The 19120-nt window shown below is 45.9% G+C and carries 21 protein-coding genes and 1 tRNA gene; 18 read left to right on the top strand and 4 right to left on the bottom strand.

Features of this window, described 5'->3' with window-relative positions; all coding sequences use genetic code 11:
- Positions 1-6: 6 nt before the first annotated feature.
- On the bottom strand, positions 7-1011 hold the full coding sequence (locus tag ACLROL_RS06925) for an FAD:protein FMN transferase (RefSeq protein ID WP_413067541.1): 1005 nt from the start codon (positions 1009-1011) through the stop codon (positions 7-9).
- A gap of 175 nt (positions 1012-1186) precedes the next feature.
- On the opposite strand from ACLROL_RS06925, the gene ACLROL_RS06920 reads away from it, so the two are divergent.
- The 12 genes from ACLROL_RS06920 to ACLROL_RS06865 all read left to right on the top strand — a co-directional run bounded on the left by ACLROL_RS06920 (position 1187) and on the right by ACLROL_RS06865 (position 11496).
- Entirely contained in the window at positions 1187-1546 is a 360-nt protein-coding gene (locus ACLROL_RS06920; protein ID WP_413067540.1) for a NusG domain II-containing protein, read from the top strand.
- Between the two features lie 20 nt (positions 1547-1566).
- On the top strand, positions 1567-2067 hold the full coding sequence (locus ACLROL_RS06915; protein WP_413067539.1) for a Gx transporter family protein: 501 nt from the start codon (positions 1567-1569) through the stop codon (positions 2065-2067).
- 29 nt (positions 2068-2096) lie between these two features.
- Positions 2097-2714: a Holliday junction branch migration protein RuvA gene (ruvA, locus tag ACLROL_RS06910; RefSeq protein WP_221920052.1), complete on the top strand. Its 618-nt coding sequence runs from the start codon at positions 2097-2099 to the stop codon at positions 2712-2714.
- A gap of 38 nt (positions 2715-2752) precedes the next feature.
- Positions 2753-3754 (top strand): Holliday junction branch migration DNA helicase RuvB, encoded by a 1002-nt coding sequence (gene ruvB / locus ACLROL_RS06905; RefSeq protein WP_087202997.1) that lies wholly within the window; start codon positions 2753-2755, stop codon positions 3752-3754.
- 82 nt (positions 3755-3836) lie between these two features.
- Positions 3837-4250 carry a cell division protein ZapA gene (gene zapA, locus ACLROL_RS06900; RefSeq protein WP_087202998.1) on the top strand — a complete coding sequence of 138 codons (414 nt, stop codon included), beginning with the start codon at positions 3837-3839 and terminating at the stop codon, positions 4248-4250.
- A gap of 48 nt (positions 4251-4298) precedes the next feature.
- Positions 4299-6707: a peptidase U32 family protein gene (locus tag ACLROL_RS06895; RefSeq protein WP_413067538.1), complete on the top strand. Its 2409-nt coding sequence runs from the start codon at positions 4299-4301 to the stop codon at positions 6705-6707.
- Between the two features lie 8 nt (positions 6708-6715).
- Complete coding sequence (locus ACLROL_RS06890) at positions 6716-8179, top strand: FtsW/RodA/SpoVE family cell cycle protein (RefSeq protein ID WP_221920050.1); 1464 nt, start codon at positions 6716-6718, stop codon at positions 8177-8179.
- Positions 8180-8315: 136 nt separating this feature from the next.
- Positions 8316-9656, top strand: a complete 1341-nt coding sequence (locus ACLROL_RS06885; RefSeq protein ID WP_413067584.1) for a peptidoglycan D,D-transpeptidase FtsI family protein — start codon at positions 8316-8318, stop codon at positions 9654-9656.
- A 10-nt stretch (positions 9657-9666) separates the two neighbouring features.
- A complete protein-coding gene (locus tag ACLROL_RS06880; RefSeq protein ID WP_087203001.1) occupies positions 9667-9984 on the top strand; it encodes a hypothetical protein in 318 nt (105 codons plus the stop codon).
- A gap of 3 nt (positions 9985-9987) precedes the next feature.
- Complete coding sequence (locus tag ACLROL_RS06875; RefSeq protein ID WP_413067537.1) at positions 9988-10914, top strand: DUF2953 domain-containing protein; 927 nt, start codon at positions 9988-9990, stop codon at positions 10912-10914.
- Positions 10901-11296 carry a GerW family sporulation protein gene (locus ACLROL_RS06870; protein WP_087203003.1) on the top strand — a complete coding sequence of 132 codons (396 nt, stop codon included), beginning with the start codon at positions 10901-10903 and terminating at the stop codon, positions 11294-11296. Before ACLROL_RS06875 ends, ACLROL_RS06870 begins: the two co-directional genes overlap by 14 nt.
- 62 nt (positions 11297-11358) lie before the next feature.
- Positions 11359-11496 carry a hypothetical protein gene (locus ACLROL_RS06865; protein ID WP_204244073.1) on the top strand — a complete coding sequence of 46 codons (138 nt, stop codon included), beginning with the start codon at positions 11359-11361 and terminating at the stop codon, positions 11494-11496.
- A 76-nt stretch (positions 11497-11572) separates the two neighbouring features.
- On the opposite strand, the gene rpmB is transcribed toward ACLROL_RS06865, so the two are convergent.
- Complete coding sequence (gene rpmB, locus ACLROL_RS06860) at positions 11573-11758, bottom strand: 50S ribosomal protein L28 (RefSeq protein ID WP_087203004.1); 186 nt, start codon at positions 11756-11758, stop codon at positions 11573-11575.
- A 237-nt stretch (positions 11759-11995) separates the two neighbouring features.
- On the opposite strand from rpmB, the gene ACLROL_RS06855 reads away from it, so the two are divergent.
- The 6 genes from ACLROL_RS06855 to ACLROL_RS06830 all read left to right on the top strand — a co-directional run bounded on the left by ACLROL_RS06855 (position 11996) and on the right by ACLROL_RS06830 (position 17831).
- Positions 11996-12355, top strand: coding sequence for an Asp23/Gls24 family envelope stress response protein (locus ACLROL_RS06855; protein ID WP_087203005.1), 360 nt, complete (start codon positions 11996-11998; stop codon positions 12353-12355).
- Positions 12356-12373: 18 nt separating this feature from the next.
- Positions 12374-14038 carry a DAK2 domain-containing protein gene (locus ACLROL_RS06850; protein WP_087203006.1) on the top strand — a complete coding sequence of 555 codons (1665 nt, stop codon included), beginning with the start codon at positions 12374-12376 and terminating at the stop codon, positions 14036-14038.
- Between the two features lie 75 nt (positions 14039-14113).
- A complete protein-coding gene (gene recG, locus ACLROL_RS06845) occupies positions 14114-16186 on the top strand; it encodes an ATP-dependent DNA helicase RecG (RefSeq protein ID WP_413067583.1) in 2073 nt (690 codons plus the stop codon).
- A 53-nt stretch (positions 16187-16239) separates the two neighbouring features.
- Positions 16240-16446, top strand: a complete 207-nt coding sequence (locus ACLROL_RS06840) for an alpha/beta-type small acid-soluble spore protein (RefSeq protein WP_024732362.1) — start codon at positions 16240-16242, stop codon at positions 16444-16446.
- A gap of 183 nt (positions 16447-16629) precedes the next feature.
- Positions 16630-16702: transfer RNA gene (locus ACLROL_RS06835), tRNA-Thr, on the top strand.
- 187 nt (positions 16703-16889) lie between these two features.
- Complete coding sequence (locus ACLROL_RS06830) at positions 16890-17831, top strand: hypothetical protein (RefSeq protein ID WP_413067536.1); 942 nt, start codon at positions 16890-16892, stop codon at positions 17829-17831.
- A gap of 28 nt (positions 17832-17859) precedes the next feature.
- Here ACLROL_RS06830 and ACLROL_RS06825 read toward each other — a convergent pair whose 3' ends face one another.
- Both ACLROL_RS06825 and ACLROL_RS06820 read right to left on the bottom strand, forming a co-directional pair.
- The gene (locus tag ACLROL_RS06825; protein WP_413067535.1) at positions 17860-18633 is read right to left on the bottom strand and encodes a hypothetical protein; all 774 of its coding nucleotides are present in this window, start codon (positions 18631-18633) and stop codon (positions 17860-17862) included.
- On the bottom strand, positions 18623-19108 hold the full coding sequence (locus tag ACLROL_RS06820) for an RNA polymerase sigma factor (protein ID WP_413067534.1): 486 nt from the start codon (positions 19106-19108) through the stop codon (positions 18623-18625). The genes ACLROL_RS06825 and ACLROL_RS06820 overlap by 11 nt, the downstream gene beginning before the upstream one ends.
- Positions 19109-19120: the final 12 nt, after the last annotated feature.

The following is a 19120-nucleotide window of genomic DNA, read 5'->3' as shown; positions in this document are numbered from 1 at the left end:
AAAAATCTATTTTACTGCTTCTTCCCAACCGGATGAGGCATGCAGGGAATAGTCGCTTGTCACAAAAAGAGCTTCCACACCTTCCGTATTGTTGATCAGGTCAAGTCCTTTTTCTACTCCAAGAGAATAGCAGATCGTGCTGAAGGCATCCGCATCCGCGGAAGAGTCGCAGAGGATCGTTACCTGATACAGATCGTTTTCGATCGGATAGCCGTTATCCGGGTTCAGGATATGGTGGTAGATTTTTCCGCCTTTCTCAAAGTATCGCTGGTAATTTCCGGAGGAGACAAGGGAAGTATTTTTTACATGCGCAGTTGTAATCGATGCAGTATCATCTGCAAACGGTTTCCGGATACCGATGTTGAAATCGGTTCCGTCCGGCCGTCCGCCCACGGTAAGTACGTTTCCTCCCAGGTTGATGATTGCGCTTTTTACACCTTCGGAAACAAGGTAATCCCGGATCCGATCCGCAATATATCCCTTTGCAATCCCTCCAAGATCGATGCCGGAAGCCGGATCAGAAAGCCAGACCTGGTTGCCTGAGATCTGGATAGAATGGTAGTCCACATGGGAAGCTGCCTCGGCGACTGCCTCGGCAGAAGGAACATTCCCGGTATTGTTGCCAAAATCCCAGAGCTCGCTCAAAGGAGCGATCGTAATATCGAAAAGACCGTCAGAAAGATCCCCGTAGTGTATTCCAAGCTGGATCAGTTCCAGTGTATCGTCAGATACAGATACTGGCTGGCCTCCGGAATGATTGATCTGGTAGATTTCACTTGTCGGAATAGTCGGACTTAATTTTTCCTCGTAGGATTCACAGAGGTCAAAACTTTTGTCCAGAAGCGATTCGTCATCCGAATCATATATGGAGATCCCGATCACAGTATCCAGAAGCAATCCGGTTTTCTGTATGGGATCGGATGTCTTTTCCTTACATCCGGAAAAAAGAACCGAAGCGGAGAAGATGAGGGCCGTACAACATGCGGTAAAAAAAGTAAATTTTCGTTTCATGAAGTCTCCTTTCTGCCGGCCTTGTCCGGCCATGCATGACAAAGCCGTCACTTATTTATCTTAGCACGGCAGGGAAAGAAGATGCAACAGGAGTTTCGCGAATGATCAGGGAATCGAACATATGGTTGAAGAACAGGGGATGATATGTTAGAATAGAGCGGAAAGAGGAGGCAGTATGAAGAAAGGTGATTTTATTGTAATAGGCACGATTCTTTTGGCGGCCTGCATTGGATTTGGCATACTTTTCTGGATGGGAAGGCAGCAGGCGGGAAACGTGCGCATTTTTAAAGATGGAAAAGAAGCAGGTATCTATTCCCTTGACAAAGACCAGGAAATCCAGGTGGACGGAGGGGAAAATGTTGTTGTAATAGAGAATGGCAAGGTAAGGATGCAGTCTGCTTCCTGTCCTGATCAGATTTGCGTAAAGCAAGGGGAGATCGGGAAAAAAGGGGAGAGCATTATCTGTCTGCCGAATGAGGTTGTTGTCTCCGTGGAAGAAGGGGAAGAAAGCGGAGTTGACGCAGTGACAAATTAGTGTAGAAGGAGAGAGGCAGTTTGCACAGAAAGGGAGCGAAACTTGCGGCGTTTGGGGTGTTTGTCGCTCTGGCGCTGATTTTCAGTTATATAGAGGCGTGTATCCCGTTTCAGATTGGGATACCAGGTGTCAAGCTTGGGCTTGCGAATCTTGTGATCGTCGTAGCTCTTTATAAGATGCCTGTCCGGGAAGTTTACATTCTGTCTATAGTGAGAGTACTGCTTGCCGGATTACTTTTTGGAAATATGATGAGTATTATTTACAGCCTTGCAGGAGGACTTTTGAGCCTGACCGTTATGTGGGCATTGAAAAAAAGTCCGTCCATGAGTCTGATCGGGATCAGTATTGCAGGGGGTGTATGCCACAATCTGGGACAGCTTTTGATGGCGATGCTGACGGTGGAGACATACGGAGTGTTTTCCTATTTTCCGATCCTTATGGTTTCCGGTCTGCTTACAGGACTGGCCATCGGCATCGGAGCCAGGGAGATGCTGCTGCGCCTTGGAAGGTTGCAGTTTTAAAAAAACAGGAGGAAGGAATCGGAAAAGACATGATAGCATATATAAGAGGAACACTGGAGGACCTGGAAGAAGATAAGGCGGTCATCGACGTGGGAGGGATCGGGTACGGCGTGTTTATGTCCGGGCAGTCCATGTCAAGACTTCCAAATCTGGGGGAGGAAGTAAAGCTGTACACCTATCTGAATGTGAAAGAGGACGCCATGCAGCTCTACGGTTTCCTTACAAAAGATGAGCTGGAAGTATATAAACTTGTGATATCAGTGAGCGGAATCGGACCGAAAGGAGGACTCAGTGTCCTGGGGCAGATGACGCCGAATGATCTGCGGTTTGCAGTCATGGCAAATGATGTAAAAGCGATATCTAAGGCGCCTGGGATTGGGAAAAAGACAGCGGAAAAGCTGATCCTGGAGCTGAAGGATAAACTGAAATTTGAGGATACGCTGGGAGGGACGATGGATGGAACATCGGCTGACACGGCGGCGGCCACCGGCATCGGACAGATACAGAAAGAAGCGGTGGAAGCACTGGTTGCACTTGGATATGGAAGCACGGAGGCGCTCCAGGCTGTGAAAAAAGCGGGGGGTTCTGAACAGTTGTCTGTGGAAGATGTATTAAAGCAGGCGCTTAAACAGATGGCATTCATCTGATCTGAGATGCCAGATAGACAGGAAGGCAGAAAAAAAGCATGAAAAAAAGAATTATTACTACGGAAAGTCTGGAAGAAGATAAGAAAATAGAGAGTACCCTTCGCCCGCAGATGCTGGAAGATTACATAGGACAGATGAAGGCAAAGGAGACCTTGAAGATCTATATAGAGGCGGCGAAAGCAAGAAAAGAACCGCTTGATCATGTTTTGTTTTACGGCCCGCCAGGACTTGGAAAGACGACACTTGCGGGCATCATAGCCAATGAGATGGGAGTGCATTTGAAAGTTACATCCGGGCCTGCCATAGAAAAACCAGGAGAGATGGCGGCTATCCTCAACAATCTGCAGGAAGGGGACGTCCTTTTTGTAGATGAGATCCACAGGCTGAACAGGCAGGTGGAGGAAGTGCTCTATCCGGCAATGGAAGATTTTGCCATTGATATCGTGATCGGAAAAGGGGCAGGGGCAAGGTCGATCCGTCTGGAGCTTCCAAAATTTACACTCGTTGGGGCCACTACAAGGGCTGGTATGCTGACGGCTCCGCTCAGAGACCGGTTCGGCGTTGTACATCGGCTGGAATTTTACAGTGATGAGGAGCTGAAGACGATCATCCTGCGGTCTGCCAGTGTATTGGATGTGGAGATCGAACCGAAGGGGGCGCTGGAGATCGCGCGCCGTTCCAGAGGCACCCCACGTCTGGCCAACCGTCTGCTGAAGAGAGTGCGGGATTTCGCTCAAGTCAAATATGACGGCGTGATCACGGAAGAGGTGGCAGGCTATGCGCTGGATCTGCTGGAAGTGGACAGGTATGGTCTGGATTATCTGGATCGTAATATTCTTCTTACGATGATCGAGAAATTCGGAGGGAAACCGGTAGGGCTTGATACACTGGCAGCTGCTATCGGGGAGGATGCCGGAACGCTGGAGGATGTCTATGAGCCCTACCTTCTGAAAAACGGATTTCTGCAGAGAACACCGAAGGGCCGGGTGGCGACAGAACAGGCATACCATCATCTCGGAATCGCCTTTCCGCAGACTTAAAAAGAAAACAGTTGGTTTTTTTTCAGGGATAGTTTATAATGGATGAGAGGGACTTCCAGAGAGAAGAAGGAGGAAGCGTTTTATGTCAGTACAAAAGAATTATACCGAAGTTCTGATCGGCGGCAAGGTTTTTACATTGAGCGGATTTGAAAGTGAAGAATATCTTCAGAAAGTTTCTACGTATTTGAACCATAAGATCTCCGAGTGTATGGAGACTGAGGGATATAAAAAACAGAGTGCGGAGACGAGAAGCCTGCTTCTTTCGCTGAATATTGCGGACGATTATTTCAAGGCAAAAGATCAGACATCTGTGCTGGAGGACGATATTGAAGCGAAAGACAAGGAAATGTATGACTTAAAACATGAGCTTATTTCGGCACAGATCAAGCTGGAAAATGCAGAGAGCGCAATTGACAAGCTGAAAGAAGAAAACAAAGAGCTTCAGATGAAGATTGTGAAACTGGAAACAGAAATGAAAAATCATCGCAAGAATTAGGGCTGTCGGACAAGACAGCCTTTTTTCAAAGTAAGGCAGGATTGATATATGAAAGAAAGAAAAGAATGGAAACAGACGGAGATTCTCGCCCCGGCAGGAAGTTATGAGAGCTTTCGGGCGGCGATCTTGTCCGGCGCGGATGCGGTCTATGCGGGAGGAGACTTGTTCGGCGCCCGGGCATATGCGGGGAATTTCCGGGAAGAAGAATTGATACAGGCCATCCAGGAGGCGCATTTGTACGGGAAAAAGCTGTATCTGACCGTCAATACATTGTTAAAAGAAAAGGAGCTGGTGACGAAACTGTACGACTATCTTGCACCTTATTATGAACATGGGCTGGATGCAGTTATCGTTCAGGATCTGGGGGTGCTGCGGTTTGTGAGAGAGCAGTTTCCAAAGCTTTCTGTCCATGCCAGCACACAGATGGCAGTGACAAGTGCCCTTGGAGCGAGTCTGCTGAAAAAATACGGTGTGGAGAGGATCGTCCCTGCAAGGGAGCTGTCTCTTTCAGAAATCCGCAGAATGAAGGAAGAGACCGGACTTGAGATCGAATGCTTCGTACATGGAGCCCTCTGCTATTCCTATTCCGGACAATGTCTTTTCAGCAGTATGCTGGGAGGAAGAAGCGGCAATCGCGGGCAGTGTGCACAGCCTTGCAGACTGCGGTATCAGGCAGAAGGACAAAAAAGACCATCGTGCCTTCTGAGCCCGAAAGATATCATGACTCTGGATCTGATCCCTGAGTTTGTGGAAGCAGGCATCGATTCCTTTAAGATCGAAGGCAGAATGAAAAAGCCGGAATATGTGGCGGCAGTTACTTCTATGTATCGGAAGTACACGGATCTGTATTTGAAAAACGGGAAAGAGCGCTATCATGTGGAAGAAGAAGACAAGCAAAAACTGATGGATCTCTATAACCGAGGAGGAAGTTGTACAGGATATTATCATATGGCAAATGGAAAAGAAATGCTTTCCCTTGATCGGCCAAACCATGCGGGAATACAGGCGGCCTGTGCAGAGCGTCAGAAAGGAAGAAGCGTCCTTCTGAAAGCTTTAACCCAGATTCACAAAGGAGATATCCTCGAGATCTCAGAGAAAGAAAACGTGACTATGGGGCAGGATGTTCAAAAGGGCGGCCAGTTTTCCATCCTTGTGGCGAAAGGGACGGAGATCCGTCCAAGAACAGTCGTTTACAGGACAAGAAACAGTTTTCTGATAGGAGAAATTCAGGAACGGCTAAAAAAAGATCAGCTCAAAAGACCGGTCTGCGCAGCGGCCTGGCTGAAGGAAGGGGAGCCGATGCGCTTGCGGATTTCGGACAGCGAGGCAACAGTGGAAGTGGAAGGAATGACTGCGGAGACAGCGAAAAAGCAGCCTCTTGACGGGAAACGCGTGGAAAAGCAGCTTCGGAAGACCGGAAATACGGAGTTTGATATTCGAGACTTTACGCTTTCTATGGAAGGGGATCTTTTCGTCCCAATGCAGGCGATCAATGAACTTCGGCGGGAGGCGCTGGAAGCATTCAGGGAAGCGGTGCTTCAGAAATACCGAAGGGAACGGCCGAGACGGTGCGCATTTCTTAAAAAAGAGTCAAAAACTATAAGGGATGCATTTGCGCTCTCTGCGCTTGTGGAGACGCGGGAACAGACAGAGGCCGTGCTTGGAAACACTCAGATTGGCAGAATCTATATAGATGGCCATCTGGATGGAGGGATCGGACAGCCGGACACGATAAGATGGCTGAAAGAGCAGAGAGATCAGGCTCAGAAAAGAGGAAGATTACCGGAGTTCTATCTGGCTTTTCCTCATATTTTTCGGGAACGTGCCGAGCGGCAGTACGATGCGGTTAAGAAGGAACTTTTTTCTTTCCCGTGGGATGGAATGCTCGTGCGGAATCTGGAATCTATCGAGTATCTCCGGAGGAATGGATGGAAAGGAATGATACAGGCAGATCATCATCTGTATACGATGAACCGATGTGCAGAGGATTTCCTGCGAGGAGAGGGACTTCAGGAAATGACGCTTCCGCTGGAACTCAATGATATGGAGATGAAAGAGATAGCAGACGGGGAAGAAGAACTTGTCGTGTACGGATATTGCCCGATGATGATCAGCGCAGGGTGTATCCAGAAGACGACAAAAGGATGCACCGGAAAAACGGTAATCACAAAGATGAAAGACCGTTATCAGAAAACATTTTATGTAAAAAATTACTGTGATACATGTTATAATGTAATTTATAATACCGCTCCTCTTGTGCTCCTTCAATCGAGGCAGGAGATAGAAGATATTGGAATCAGAAAGCTCAGGCTTCACTTTACATTGGAGCCGGGGGCAGAGACGGAGCGTGTTCTGAAGCTTTACGAAGATGTATTCTTAAGAGGGGAGACGAAAGCGCTGTCCGAGGCGCCTTTCAAAGACTATACACGCGGACACTTCAAAAGGGGAATAAAGTAGGTGACAAATTGTTTAATATTATAATGGAAATATCGAAATATCTGATTTTGATTATGATAGTTATTTATACATTCGAATGTTTTTCGGTGTTTGGCTATCATGACGCATACACAAAGATGTGGATTCTCAGAAGACAGAGTATGTGGATGTTTATGATCCATTTTCTGGCGTTTTTGACGATCTTTTTAAACCAACAGGAAGTAAAGATTCTTGTTTTTTATGTCGTCCAGGTCGTGCTTCTTGGAGCCATCATCCTATTGTACAGCATTTTTTATCCAAAAGTATCGAGGCTGGTCGTCAATAATATGTGCATGCTGCTGTCGCTTGGATTTATCATGCTGACAAGACTTTCTTACGACAGGGCGGTCAAACAGGTTATGATCGTGGTTGTATCGGTGGTAATTTCTTTGTTTGTTCCGGTCATTATCCGGAAAGCAAAGTTCCTCCCAAAGCTCAGAATCTTCTACGGTGTCGTGGGGGTGGCAGCTCTGGCAGCTGTGATCGTGGTGGGGCGAAGAGACAATGGAGCCTTGCTTGGATTCGAAGTGGCGGGGATCAATATCCAGCCTTCCGAGCTGGTAAAGATCGTATTCGTATTTTTTGTGGCTTCCAGCTTTTATCTGTCCACGACATTTAAAAATGTGGTCATCACGACAGTGGTTGCGGCGGCACATGTTCTGATACTTGTGGCTTCCAAGGACCTTGGTGCGGCGCTGATCGTATTTGTTGTCTATATGGTAATGCTGTATGTGGCTACAAGGCAGCCGCTTTATATTTTGGCAGGACTGGCAGGAGGAAGCGCAGCGGCGGTAGCGGGCTACTATATTTTTGCCCATGTGCGCACGAGGGTCGTGGCATGGAAAGATCCTTTCGCTGTGTACGACGGGGCAGGGTTCCAGATTGTACAGTCGCTTTTTGCTATCGGAACCGGGGGATGGTTCGGGCTTGGTCTTTGCCAGGGGATGCCGAATAAGATTCCGGTTGTGACGACAGATTTTATCTTTTCGGCGATTGCTGAGGAATTGGGAGGAATCACGGCGATCTGTCTTATTTTAATCTGTGTAAGCTGTTATATTATGTTTTTGAATATTGCCATGCAGCTTCAGGACAGTTTCTACAAACTGGTGGCACTTGGGCTTGGAACGTGTTATATCTTTCAGGTGTTCCTGACGATCGGAGGAGTTACAAAATTTATCCCGTCTACCGGGGTAACGCTCCCGCTTGTAAGCTACGGGGGAAGCTCCCTTTTGAGTACACTCATCATGTTTGCGATCATTCAGGGACTGTATATTTTAAGAGAAGACGAGGAAGATGATATTGAACGACAGAAAGAATTACGGGCAAAGAGGAGACAGAAGGCGCAGCAGACAGGACGACCTCGAACAAATGGAACGGGGGCTCCAAAGAGAACTGCAGCGGGAAATGGAAGAAGAAAACCTCAGGACAGGCGGCAGAATATACGGCGAACGTAAGCCGGCACCAAAAAAGCCTGGAAAAGAGGAAAAAAGAAGACAACAGCAGGAAGAAAAAAGGCGTATACGGAAAAAAAGAGCGGTTAACCGACAGTATGTATGGATTACTTATTTTTTCGTCCTCCTGTTTTTGGTAATGATCGGACATTTCGCCTACTACAATGTGGTACAAGGAAAAGATATCATAAACGACGCCAGAAATCCGAGAATGAATCTGTATGCAGATCAGATAAAGCGAGGAGAGATCCGGGATAAAGACGGCAACATTCTGGCTCAGACAAAAGAGAATGAAGACGGAACACAGACGAGGGAGTATCCGTACGGCGATCTTTATGCCCATGTTATCGGATATGTGGAAAAAGGGAAATCTGGACTTGAGTCTACGGAAAATTTTACGCTCCTCCATTCAAGTGCTTCCTTCCTTGACCGGATCGTCAATGAGTTCCGGGATCAGAGAAATCCGGGAGACAATGTGTTCACAACGCTGGATACCAATCTTCAGCAGGCGGCGTATAATGCCTTGGGCAATAATAAAGGGGCGGTCGTTGCCATTGAGCCGGACACCGGAAAGATTCTGGCGATGGTGTCAAAACCGACCTTCGACCCGAATACGATCGTGGCAGATTGGGGAACCTTAAATCAGAATACCGAAGGCGTGCTTGTAAACCGTGCTACACAAGGCCAGTATGCACCTGGATCCACGTTCAAAGTCGTCACTGCACTTGCATTTATGCGGCAAAATCCGGATTATGAGAATTATTCTTACCGGTGCAGGGGAGAGATAACAGCAGGAAAGAATGAAATCCACTGTTTTGGCGGAGAAGTCCACGGAACTGTGGATCTGGCAGATTCCCTCGCTTATTCCTGCAATACTTCCTTTTCCAATATCGGACTTCAGCTGGATATTGATGAATTTAAAGCGACCGCGGATGGGCTTTTGTTTGACTCTGAACTTCCGTGTCCTCTGATCTACAATGAGAGCAAGTTTAATTTGAAAAAGGGAGACGGGGATGCAGCCATTGCCATGACAGCCTTTGGACAGGGGAAACTTCAGGTAAGCCCGTACCATATGGCTCTGATCACATCCGCCATCGCAAACGGAGGTACACTGATGCAGCCGTATCTTGTGGATCATGTAGAAAGCGCAGACGGAAAGACGACAGAAAAGTATGTTCCGGAAGTATATGAAGAGCTGATGACGCAGGAGGAAGCTGCGAAGCTTACGGAATATATGCAAGGCGTTGTGGAATATGGCACCGCAACTACGCTGAACGGCCAGAATTTTACAGTGGCAGGAAAGACTGGGACAAGCGAGTACAGTGTGGACAAAGAAAAGACACACTCCTGGTTCATCGGATTTTCCAACGTGGAGAACCCGGATGTGGCGCTTGCGGTCATCATCGAGAATTCCGACAGGACAGGAGATGTCGCTACGGAGACGGCAAAAAGCGTGTTCCGGGCTTACTATAATAATTAGAGGTCATACTATGCGGTATTTGAAAAAATTATATGTCAGTGAGGAACTAAAAGGGAAGGAAACGGAAGTCATCCGCCATCTGGAAGAAAAAGATTTCCAGTTCCGGGTGTATCTGATCTGCATACCGGAAAGGGAGGAGAATCAGCTGGAAATCTTTCACAGCGGGATGCTTCTCCAGGAATGGTACAAAGACAAGGATGTCCTCGTGGCAGGATTTTCCAGAGGGTATGAGCAGGCTCTGGAGCTGGTAAGAGAGATTGTGCAGGAGGTGGCAGACCAGACAGGGGATGCCAGGATCAGACAGTATTTATTGGAGCGGCAGGGATAGGATATGATAATACTACATATATTGCTGTGGATTTTAAAGATCATAGGGATATTGCTTCTCGTTATTCTGGGGCTTCTTGTCCTTGGAGTATTGACGGTGCTGTTTGTACCTGTGCGGTACGAAGGGAAACTATCCGGCGATATATCCTGCCGGGAGAAGGCGGAAGGATATCTGAGGATCAGCTACTTTCTGCGGCTGATCCAGTTTAAAATGCAGTATGTCAATGGAAAGCTTGCATGGGAAACGAGAATCGCATGGAAGAGATTTGGGCAGGATAAAGAAACGGATACGTCTGAGAATACAGCACAAAAAGCGGATCCAGAGCCAGCCATGCTGCCGGAGAAGCCATTGGAAAAGGAGAAGCATGAACAGAAGAAAGAAGAGCAACCTGTAATCCGGACTTCTGAAAAAGAAACAAAGACTTCCGAAAAAGAAAAAAAGAAAGATCCCGCAAAACCAAAATTCTTTGATAAGATACAATATACTTTTCACAAAATCTGTGATAGGATAAAGTCATTGGAAGAGAAAAAGGATAAAGTATCGGAGTTTCTTTCAGATGAGGTCCACAGAAGAGCATTTTCAAAAGGAAAGCGTGTTTTCATTACTTTTTTGAAAGCATGGAGACCGAAATTTGTCCGTGGAAATATCGAGTTTGGGTTTGACGATCCGTATTATACGGGCAAGACGCTGGCATATCTTGCTATGATCTATCCGTTTTTCGGGGAGTGGCTGGAGATTGTGCCGGATTTTGAAAAAGCGGTATTAAAAGGCAATTTGCATATAAAGGGGCATATTCGGATGAACCATGCGGCAGCGGCAGGTATAAAGCTGATACTGGACAAGAATATCCGCAGTATAGTGAAAGAAATACTGAGCATGCGCAAGAGTCCAAAGCAGAAGAAGGAGGAAAAATCAAATGGCAGAAAGTAATTTCAAATCAACAATGGAAGCATTATTCCACGGGATGGACAATGTGATCTCGTCCAAGACAGTGGTAGGGGAGGCAATCCACGTAAAAGATACGATCATCCTTCCTCTGGTGGATGTATCCTTTACCGTCGGGGCAGGTTCCTTTGCGGCAGAGAAAGGGGAAAAAGGCGCCGGAGGCCTTGGCGGGAAGATGACTCCATGCGCAGTCCTTGTGATCCAGAATGGTACGACACGTCTTGTAAATATCAAAAACCAGGATACGATCACGAAGATTCTCGATATGGTGCCGGATCTGGTAGACAGGTTCCGCACAAAGAATGAGAATCCGGTCACAGAGAAAGAAGTAAACGAGATTCTGGACGAAGGAAAAGAAGACAAGTAAAAATGCATAAAAAGCAACGTTCTGCATAATATAATACTAAGTAAAAGCGGGCAGGAGATAAGATGAAAAGAATTCTTGGATTTGCATTGTTTATGATAGCAGCAGGAATGATTCTCATGATGTTCCTGCCCAATCTTTTTGCAGAAATCTGTATCCTCGTCCTTTGTATTGTTCTCGGATACTGTCTGTTTTGCTGCTGAGTATGGGAAGAAAAAAAGAGTGGAAGACATGAAAAAAACCAGGATCAAATCCTGGTTTCATACATGTAAAAATAACTTATGCTCTTTCTACTCTGCCAGACTTTAAGCAAGATGTACATACATACATTCTTTTTGCTCCGCCTTCTGTCTTAACGCGAACAGATTTCACATTGGATTTCCACATTTTTGGTGTTTTTCTATGAGAGTGGCTGACATTATTTCCGAAATGAGCACCCTTTTCACAAATAGCACATTTAGCCATGACTACACCTCCTAACGCTCTTACTCGTCCTTTATATAATGAAAGGACTCACAACACTATTCATCTTATCAGATAGAAATGAGAAATGCAAGCATTTCTTTCGTGTTTTCAAATATTTTTTTGCGGCTTTGCGTATAACCTGAACGGAATCAGTTGTAAAATGCAGGAAAACAAGGTATAATAAAGCAGAGTAAACGGCGGAAAATACTTGAATATAGAAAATGGAGGTAAATGGATATGAAGGGCAGTATGAGTACAGATCTTGGCATCATCACGATTTCTCCGGAAGTGATCGCCAAATATGCAGGGTCAGTTGCGGTGGAGTGTTTCGGTATCGTCGGCATGGCGGCAGTGAATGTGAAAGACGGCCTTGTGAGATTACTGAAGAAAGACAGCTTAACCCACGGAATCCATGTGGAAATTACAGATGACAATAGGATCCGGCTTGGCTTCCATATCATTGTGGCATACGGGGTCAGTATTTCAGCGGTTACGGACAACCTGATCAGCAATGTAAAATATAAGGTTGAAGAGTTTTCCGGCATGCCGGTAGATAAGATCAATATTTACATCGAAGGCGTTCGGGTAATCGATTAGTACAGGAGGAACTTTGAGGTGGCTATAAATACGATCAATGTAGAAATGCTCGCCAAGATGTTTTTGGCAGGCGCGCAGAATATAGAAGCAAAGAAAGAATATATCAACGAACTGAATGTATTTCCGGTTCCGGACGGAGATACAGGGACGAATATGTCCATGACGATTATGTCAGCTGCAAAAGAGGTAAGAGCTCTTTCCAATCCGGGAATGAAGGAGCTGGCAAAAGCGATTTCAGGAGGATCACTGAGAGGAGCCAGAGGGAATTCGGGGGTTATCCTGTCTCAGCTTCTCCGTGGCTTTACAAAGGCCATTCAGGACGAGGATGAGATTGATGCGGCGGGGATTGCATCAGCTTGCAGACGTGCCACGGAGACTGCATATAAAGCAGTCATGAAACCGAAGGAAGGGACGATCCTGACAGTGGCCAAAGGCATCGCAGACAAGGCAGAGGAACTTGCATTTGAGACTGATGATCTGGCAGAGATTTTCCCGCAGGTTCTTGAGTATGCAGCGGAAGTGCTTGATCAGACGCCGGAGATGCTCCCGGTATTAAAGGAAGCAGGAGTCGTAGATTCCGGCGGGCAGGGACTTTTGGAAGTACTGAGAGGGGCTTATGATGCCTTCCTCGGAAAAGAGATCGATTATACATCTATCGAACCGGCAAGTGTCCAGGGAAAAGTTTCTGCTGCTCCGGCATCGGAGGCAGATATCAAATTCGGCTACTGCACGGAATTCATTATCATGGCGGAAAAAGAGTTTACCGAAAGTGATGAAAGCGAGTTCAAAGCGTACCTTGAATCCATAGGCGATTCCATCGTGTGTGTGGCGGACGATGAGGTAGTCAAAATCCATGTCCACACGAACGATCCGGGGCTTGCCATCCAGAAGGCTCTGACATATGGTCAGCTTACAAAGATGAAGATTGACAATATGAGAGAAGAGCACCACGAACGATTGATCAAAGATGCGCAGAAGAAGGCTGAAGAGGCAAAAGCAGCGGAGAAGAAAAAAGCGCCGCAGAAAAAAGTCGGTTTTATCGCAGTGTCCATCGGAGAGGGATTAAACGAGATTTTCCGTGAACTTGGTGTAGATTACATTATCGAGGGCGGACAGACGATGAACCCAAGTACAGATGATATGCTGACAGCGATCGACAATGTAAATGCGTCCACGATTTTCATTCTTCCGAACAACAAGAACATCGTTCTTGCGGCAAATCAGGCGCGTTCTCTCACAAAAGATAAAGATATTATCGTTATCCCGACAAAAACTGTTCCTCAGGGGATCACAGCTGTGATCAATTATATTCCGGAAGCAGATGTGGATACGAATGAAGAGACGATGCTGGAAGCTGTGAAATCAGTGCAGACCGGCCAGGTTACCTATGCTGTGCGCGACACGAAAATTGACAATAAAGAAATCCACGAGGGAGATATCATGGGAATCGGCGATGCCGGTATTCTCGCAGTCGGTACTTCCATCACTGAGACAGCTAAAGAGACGCTGAGAAATATGGTCGGAGAAGATTCCGGACTGATCAGCATTTATTATGGAGAAGACGTGACGGAAGAAGAAGCCGAAGCGTTCATCTCCGATGTCGAAGAAGAATACTCTGAGCTGGATGTAGACGCTCATTTTGGAGGACAACCTATCTATTATTATGTGATGTCTGTGGAATAAAAACATGCAGAGCAACCAATATACGGACCATCAGCGGAGTGGCAGAAAACTGTCATTCCGCTTTGCATGTAGGAAATACAGTCGCCTGACAGCGCAAAAAGCAGACAGGAAAGAGCAGAAAAGAAGATGAATGAAGATTCAAAAATAAGAGAAATTAAAGGTATAGGAGAAAAAACAGAAAAGCTTTTCCGAAATATGGGCATCGAGACTGTGGGAGATCTTCTGCGCTGCTATCCTCGAGGATATGACATTTATGAAGATCCGGTCCCTGCAGGCGAAGTGTTGGAGGGGAAAGTGATGGCAGTCAAAGGCAGCGTATGGGGAAGTGTTCAGGTTTCTCCGAACCGGAAGATGCCGGTTACGACAGCGTTTATCAAAGATCTGACAGGGACTTTAAAGGTCGTCTGGTTCCGCATGCCATTTCTTCGAAATACTCTGAAAAGCGGCAGCAGTGTTGTTGTTAGAGGAAGGATAGTGAATCGGAAAGGCGTTCTTCTCATGGAACATCCGGAATTATTTGCCCCGGCAGAAAAATATGAGGAAAAGCGAAATACAATGCAGCCACTCTACCCCCTGACGGCAGGTATTTCCAATCAGACTGTCATTAAAGCGGTCCGGGAGGCACTTTCACAGCTAAACCTGAAAAAAGAGACGCTCCCGGACGCTATCAGAAAAAAATATCATCTTTGCGAATACAATTATGCCATTCGGGGAATCCACTTCCCGGCAAATAAAGAGATGTTTATCCTGGCAAGGGAGAGGCTTGTTTTCGAAGAGTTTCTGGAATTTGTTTTGGCAATCAGAAAGCTAAAGGAAAAAAAGGAGCATACCAGCAACACTTGCCCTGTAAAGAGAAAAGAAGAGGTCGATGCGTTTCTTGCAAAACTTCCTTTTGAACTGACAGGAGCCCAGAAAAAAGTCTGGGAAGAGATAAGAGAAAATATGGGAGGACCGTATGCGATGTCACGCCTCGTGCAGGGCGATGTTGGATCCGGAAAGACGATTGTGGCGGTGCTGGCGCTTCTGGAAGCTGTCTATAACGGGTATCAGGGAGCGATGATGGCACCGACCGAAGTGTTGGCAAAGCAGCATTATGAATCCATCGCCCAAATGTTCGGGAAATACGATATTCCATTCCGGGTGGAACTCTTGACCGGGTCTATGAAAGCGAAAGAAAAGCGTGAGGCGTATGAAAGGATCGAAAGCGGTAAGGCTGATCTGATCATCGGAACGCACGCCCTTATACAGGAAAAAGTAAGTTATAAAAATCTTGGTCTTGTCATCACGGATGAGCAGCACCGATTTGGAGTGCGCCAAAGGGAAGCGCTGGCCAAAAAAGGAATGATGCCGCACATTCTTGTCATGAGCGCCACTCCGATTCCGCGCACCCTTGCTATCATCCTGTATGGAGATATGGATCTGTCCGTGATCGACGAGCTTCCAAAGAACAGGCTTCCTATCAAAAACTGTGTGGTGGATACCGGCTACCGCAAGACGGCATACCGGTTTATCAAAAACCAGGTGGAAGAAGGGCGCCAGTGCTACGTGATCTGTCCGATGGTGGAAGAAAGCGAAGCCCTGGAGGCGGAAAATGTTACCGATTATTCGGCTATGCTGGCCGAAGAGCTTGGAAACGGCATTTCGGTATCTTGTCTGCACGGAAAAATGAAACAAGCTGAAAAAGACGACATCATGGAACGTTTTGCGAGAAATGAGATACAGGTTCTTGTGTCAACCACCGTCATTGAAGTGGGGATCAATGTGCCGAATGCGACGGTCATGATGGTGGAAAATGCAGAGCGGTTCGGGCTTGCCCAGCTTCATCAGCTCAGAGGCCGGGTCGGCCGGGGCAGACATCAATCGTACTGCATTTTCATGAGTGCTTCAAAAACAAAAGAGACGAAAAAACGACTTTCCATATTGAATCATTCCAACGATGGGTTCTATATCGCATCGGAAGATCTGAAACTTAGAGGACCGGGCGATTTGTTTGGAATCCGTCAGAGCGGACTTTTGGAATTTAAGCTGGGCGATATTTTTCAGGACGCAAAAATCCTGCAAAATGCATCCGAGGCAGCACAGATGCCGGAAGCGGAAGAAATCCCTGTTTTTTCCAGAGTAAATCATGAAAATGTCCATATACTATGACTGTAACAAATAGTTACACACAAAAACACAAGACGATAAAGGAGGACATTATCATGACAAATCGTTCATCTAATAAAGCAGCTGTACCAGAAGCGAAAGGTGCTTTAGACAAATTCAAATATGAGGTAGCAAGCGAACTTGGTGTTCCGTTAACAGACGGATACAACGGAGATCTTACTTCCAGACAGAACGGTTCTGTAGGTGGCTATATGGTCAAGAAAATGATCGAAGAGCAGGAAAGACAGATGGCAGGTAAATAACTCCATTTAGAACGGAAGAAAAATAAAGAACAGGGGGCAGATCATTTTTTAAAAGTGATCTGCTTTCTGTTTGTTGATGCGAAACAAAAAAATAAAAAAGTTGTTGCATTTTCCAGAAAAATGTATATAATAATATTTGTGGCTGTCACAGCAACATTCATATTCTGAGAAAATACAGCACAGGCCGGAATAGCTCAGTCGGTAGAGCACTTCACTCGTAATGAAGGGGTCGTCGGTTCAAGTCCGATTTCCGGCTTACTAAGAAAACACCGCAGTCTTGAAAAAAGACTGTGGTGTTTTTTTTTCTGCAGGAAAGTCTTCTGCCTTTCGCCTTATTATGGGAACGAAAGGATTATACACAAAGAAATGACAGCCCAAAGACAAAATGTTATAATAACAGAAAACCCAATGGCTGCACAGAAAAATGGAAAAGAGGGAAAAGTATGAATTTTTACAATGAAGAGCTTCAGAGACTTTACCATGATGTTATGGAAAAAAAGAAAACAGATACAAAATTGAAGGACCTTTATGTTCAGCGAAAAGAGATGGAAACGAAAGCCCAAAATTTGAAAGAAATCATGCTGCAGGAAAAGAAAGATGTAGACCGACTGAACGCAAAAAGCCTTTCGGCTTTTTTCTACAGAGCAACCGGAAAAATAGGAGAAAAAATGACAAAAGAAGAGGAAGAAGCGTATGCCGCCGCGGTAAAATATGAAGCAGCTGAGAATGCACTCAGAGCGATAGACGGAGATATCGCCTATTATGAGAGAAAGGCACTTCAGTTTCAGAACTGTGAAGCAGAATATCAAAAAATGCTGGAAAAGAAGAAGGAACAGATAAAAAATGCAGAAATACCGGGAGCAGAAAAAATCGCAGAAATCGAAAGACGCCTGATATTTTTACAGCATCAGAAAAAAGAGGTCGAGGAGGCCCTGGAGGCGGGAGAGAAAGCGCTTTCTGTAGCCAGCCAGATTTTGAAAAGCCTGGACAGCGCCAAAAGCTGGAGTACAGTAGATTTGTTCGGGGGCGGTCTTGTGACAGATCTTATGAAACATGATCATCTCAAACAGGTACAGGCTAAAACACAAGAGCTGCAGACAGCGCTGCACAGCTTTCGGACGGAGCTTTCGGATGTCACAGAACGAATTACAGGAGATATTCAGGTAGAGATCGGCAGCTTCCTTCATTTTGCAGATTATTTTTTCGACGGACTGTTTACAGACTGGCTTGTCTATGACAAAATCAAAAAGTCAAGGGAAAGAGTCCAGTCCACTTGTTTTCAGATCCAGAATGTCCTGGAACAGCTGAAACGTATGTATGGGGAGATGTCTACAGAACAGACGATGAAAGAAAACGAAATGGAGCAGCTGGTCCTACAGCTTTGAAAAGGGTGCAGCATATTTTTGCACCCTTTTATTCGCCGCCTTTGTGGGAATTTCGATGTTTTTTGCCTGTGTGGTGGTGCGTATTGCTGTCGGTGTCGCCGGTTTTTTCTGCCGCGTTGTCCTGATTGCCGGATAGTTCATCGATCAAGTCCTGAATCTCTCTCATCGTCATGTCCCGCATGTCATCGGCAGTGATGTCTGGATCCAACGCCCGCAAATCTAAAAAGGCTTTGTATTTTCCATAGGAAAGGCCCATTTTGTGGGCTTCGGACACCTCGTCTGAGTGGACGCAATAGCAGTAGGTGTTCTTTTTTCCTTCCGCCAGGGATTCGATATCGGCAAGTATTTTGGAAGACTGGGTTTCGTCATTGCCAATGACTCCGATCATCAAAATTTCGTCATTTGATAATAAGGCTGCAATATCGTCGTTTTCCAATATCTGACAGATTGCTTCAGCGTAATTTTTGTATTTGACATCCAGAAGATCAGCCAGTTCTGCACCATCCTCATTGTAGCTTTTTACAGATATGACTTTGTTTAATCGATTCATACTTATTTCTATAGAGGGATTTATATCGATACTGATCTGCCAGGCTGGAGTAAAATAAAGCCAGTAACTTCCAATCAAAAGGATTGCCATACATACAAACACAGGGGCAAGGCGACGGATCGAACGGCCGGCCGTTCCCGCTTTTGAAGAAGTATCGTTTTGGATCTTTTCAGAAATGAAGATTTTTGTCCTGTTTTTCAATTCTTCTTCAGCCTTTATCTGATCAAAAGTTTCTTTCAGTCTATACTTCATATCCATCACCTCCAAGCTTTTCGCGGAGCAGATTTTTGGATCGCGTCAGGAGCGTGTACACCGTATTCACATTTTTTCCCAAAATACTGCTGATTTCGGGAGCGGTATATTCCTCATAATAATACAGGTATACGATATCTCTGTACTTTTTGGGGAGAGAGAGGACGGCTTCCAGAACCTCCCTGTGATCCGGAGGGAGATATGCAGCCTGCTCCATAACTTGATTCAGCGATGTAGTCCGGCTATGGAAAAAACTTTTGAGCAAGTCTTTGCAGGCGTTGATCGTGACACGAATAAACCAGGATTTCTCATGCTCTTTGTTTTCGAACGAAACAGAACTGAGGGCATATTTCAAAAAAACAGTTTGAAATATGTCCTCGGTGTCTGCATAATTCTTTAGATGTATCATGCAAAGCCGCCGAACCAGATTGGAATATTGTTCGATCGCCCTATTTACATCTTGCTCGTTCCGCATTCCTTGTCACCT

This window comes from Sellimonas sp., assembly GCF_047234585.1.
GTDB classification, from domain to species: domain Bacteria; phylum Bacillota; class Clostridia; order Lachnospirales; family Lachnospiraceae; genus Sellimonas; species Sellimonas caecigallum.
Note: the sequence above shows the minus strand (reverse complement) of the source record. Positions and strands in the feature narration are given on the sequence as shown.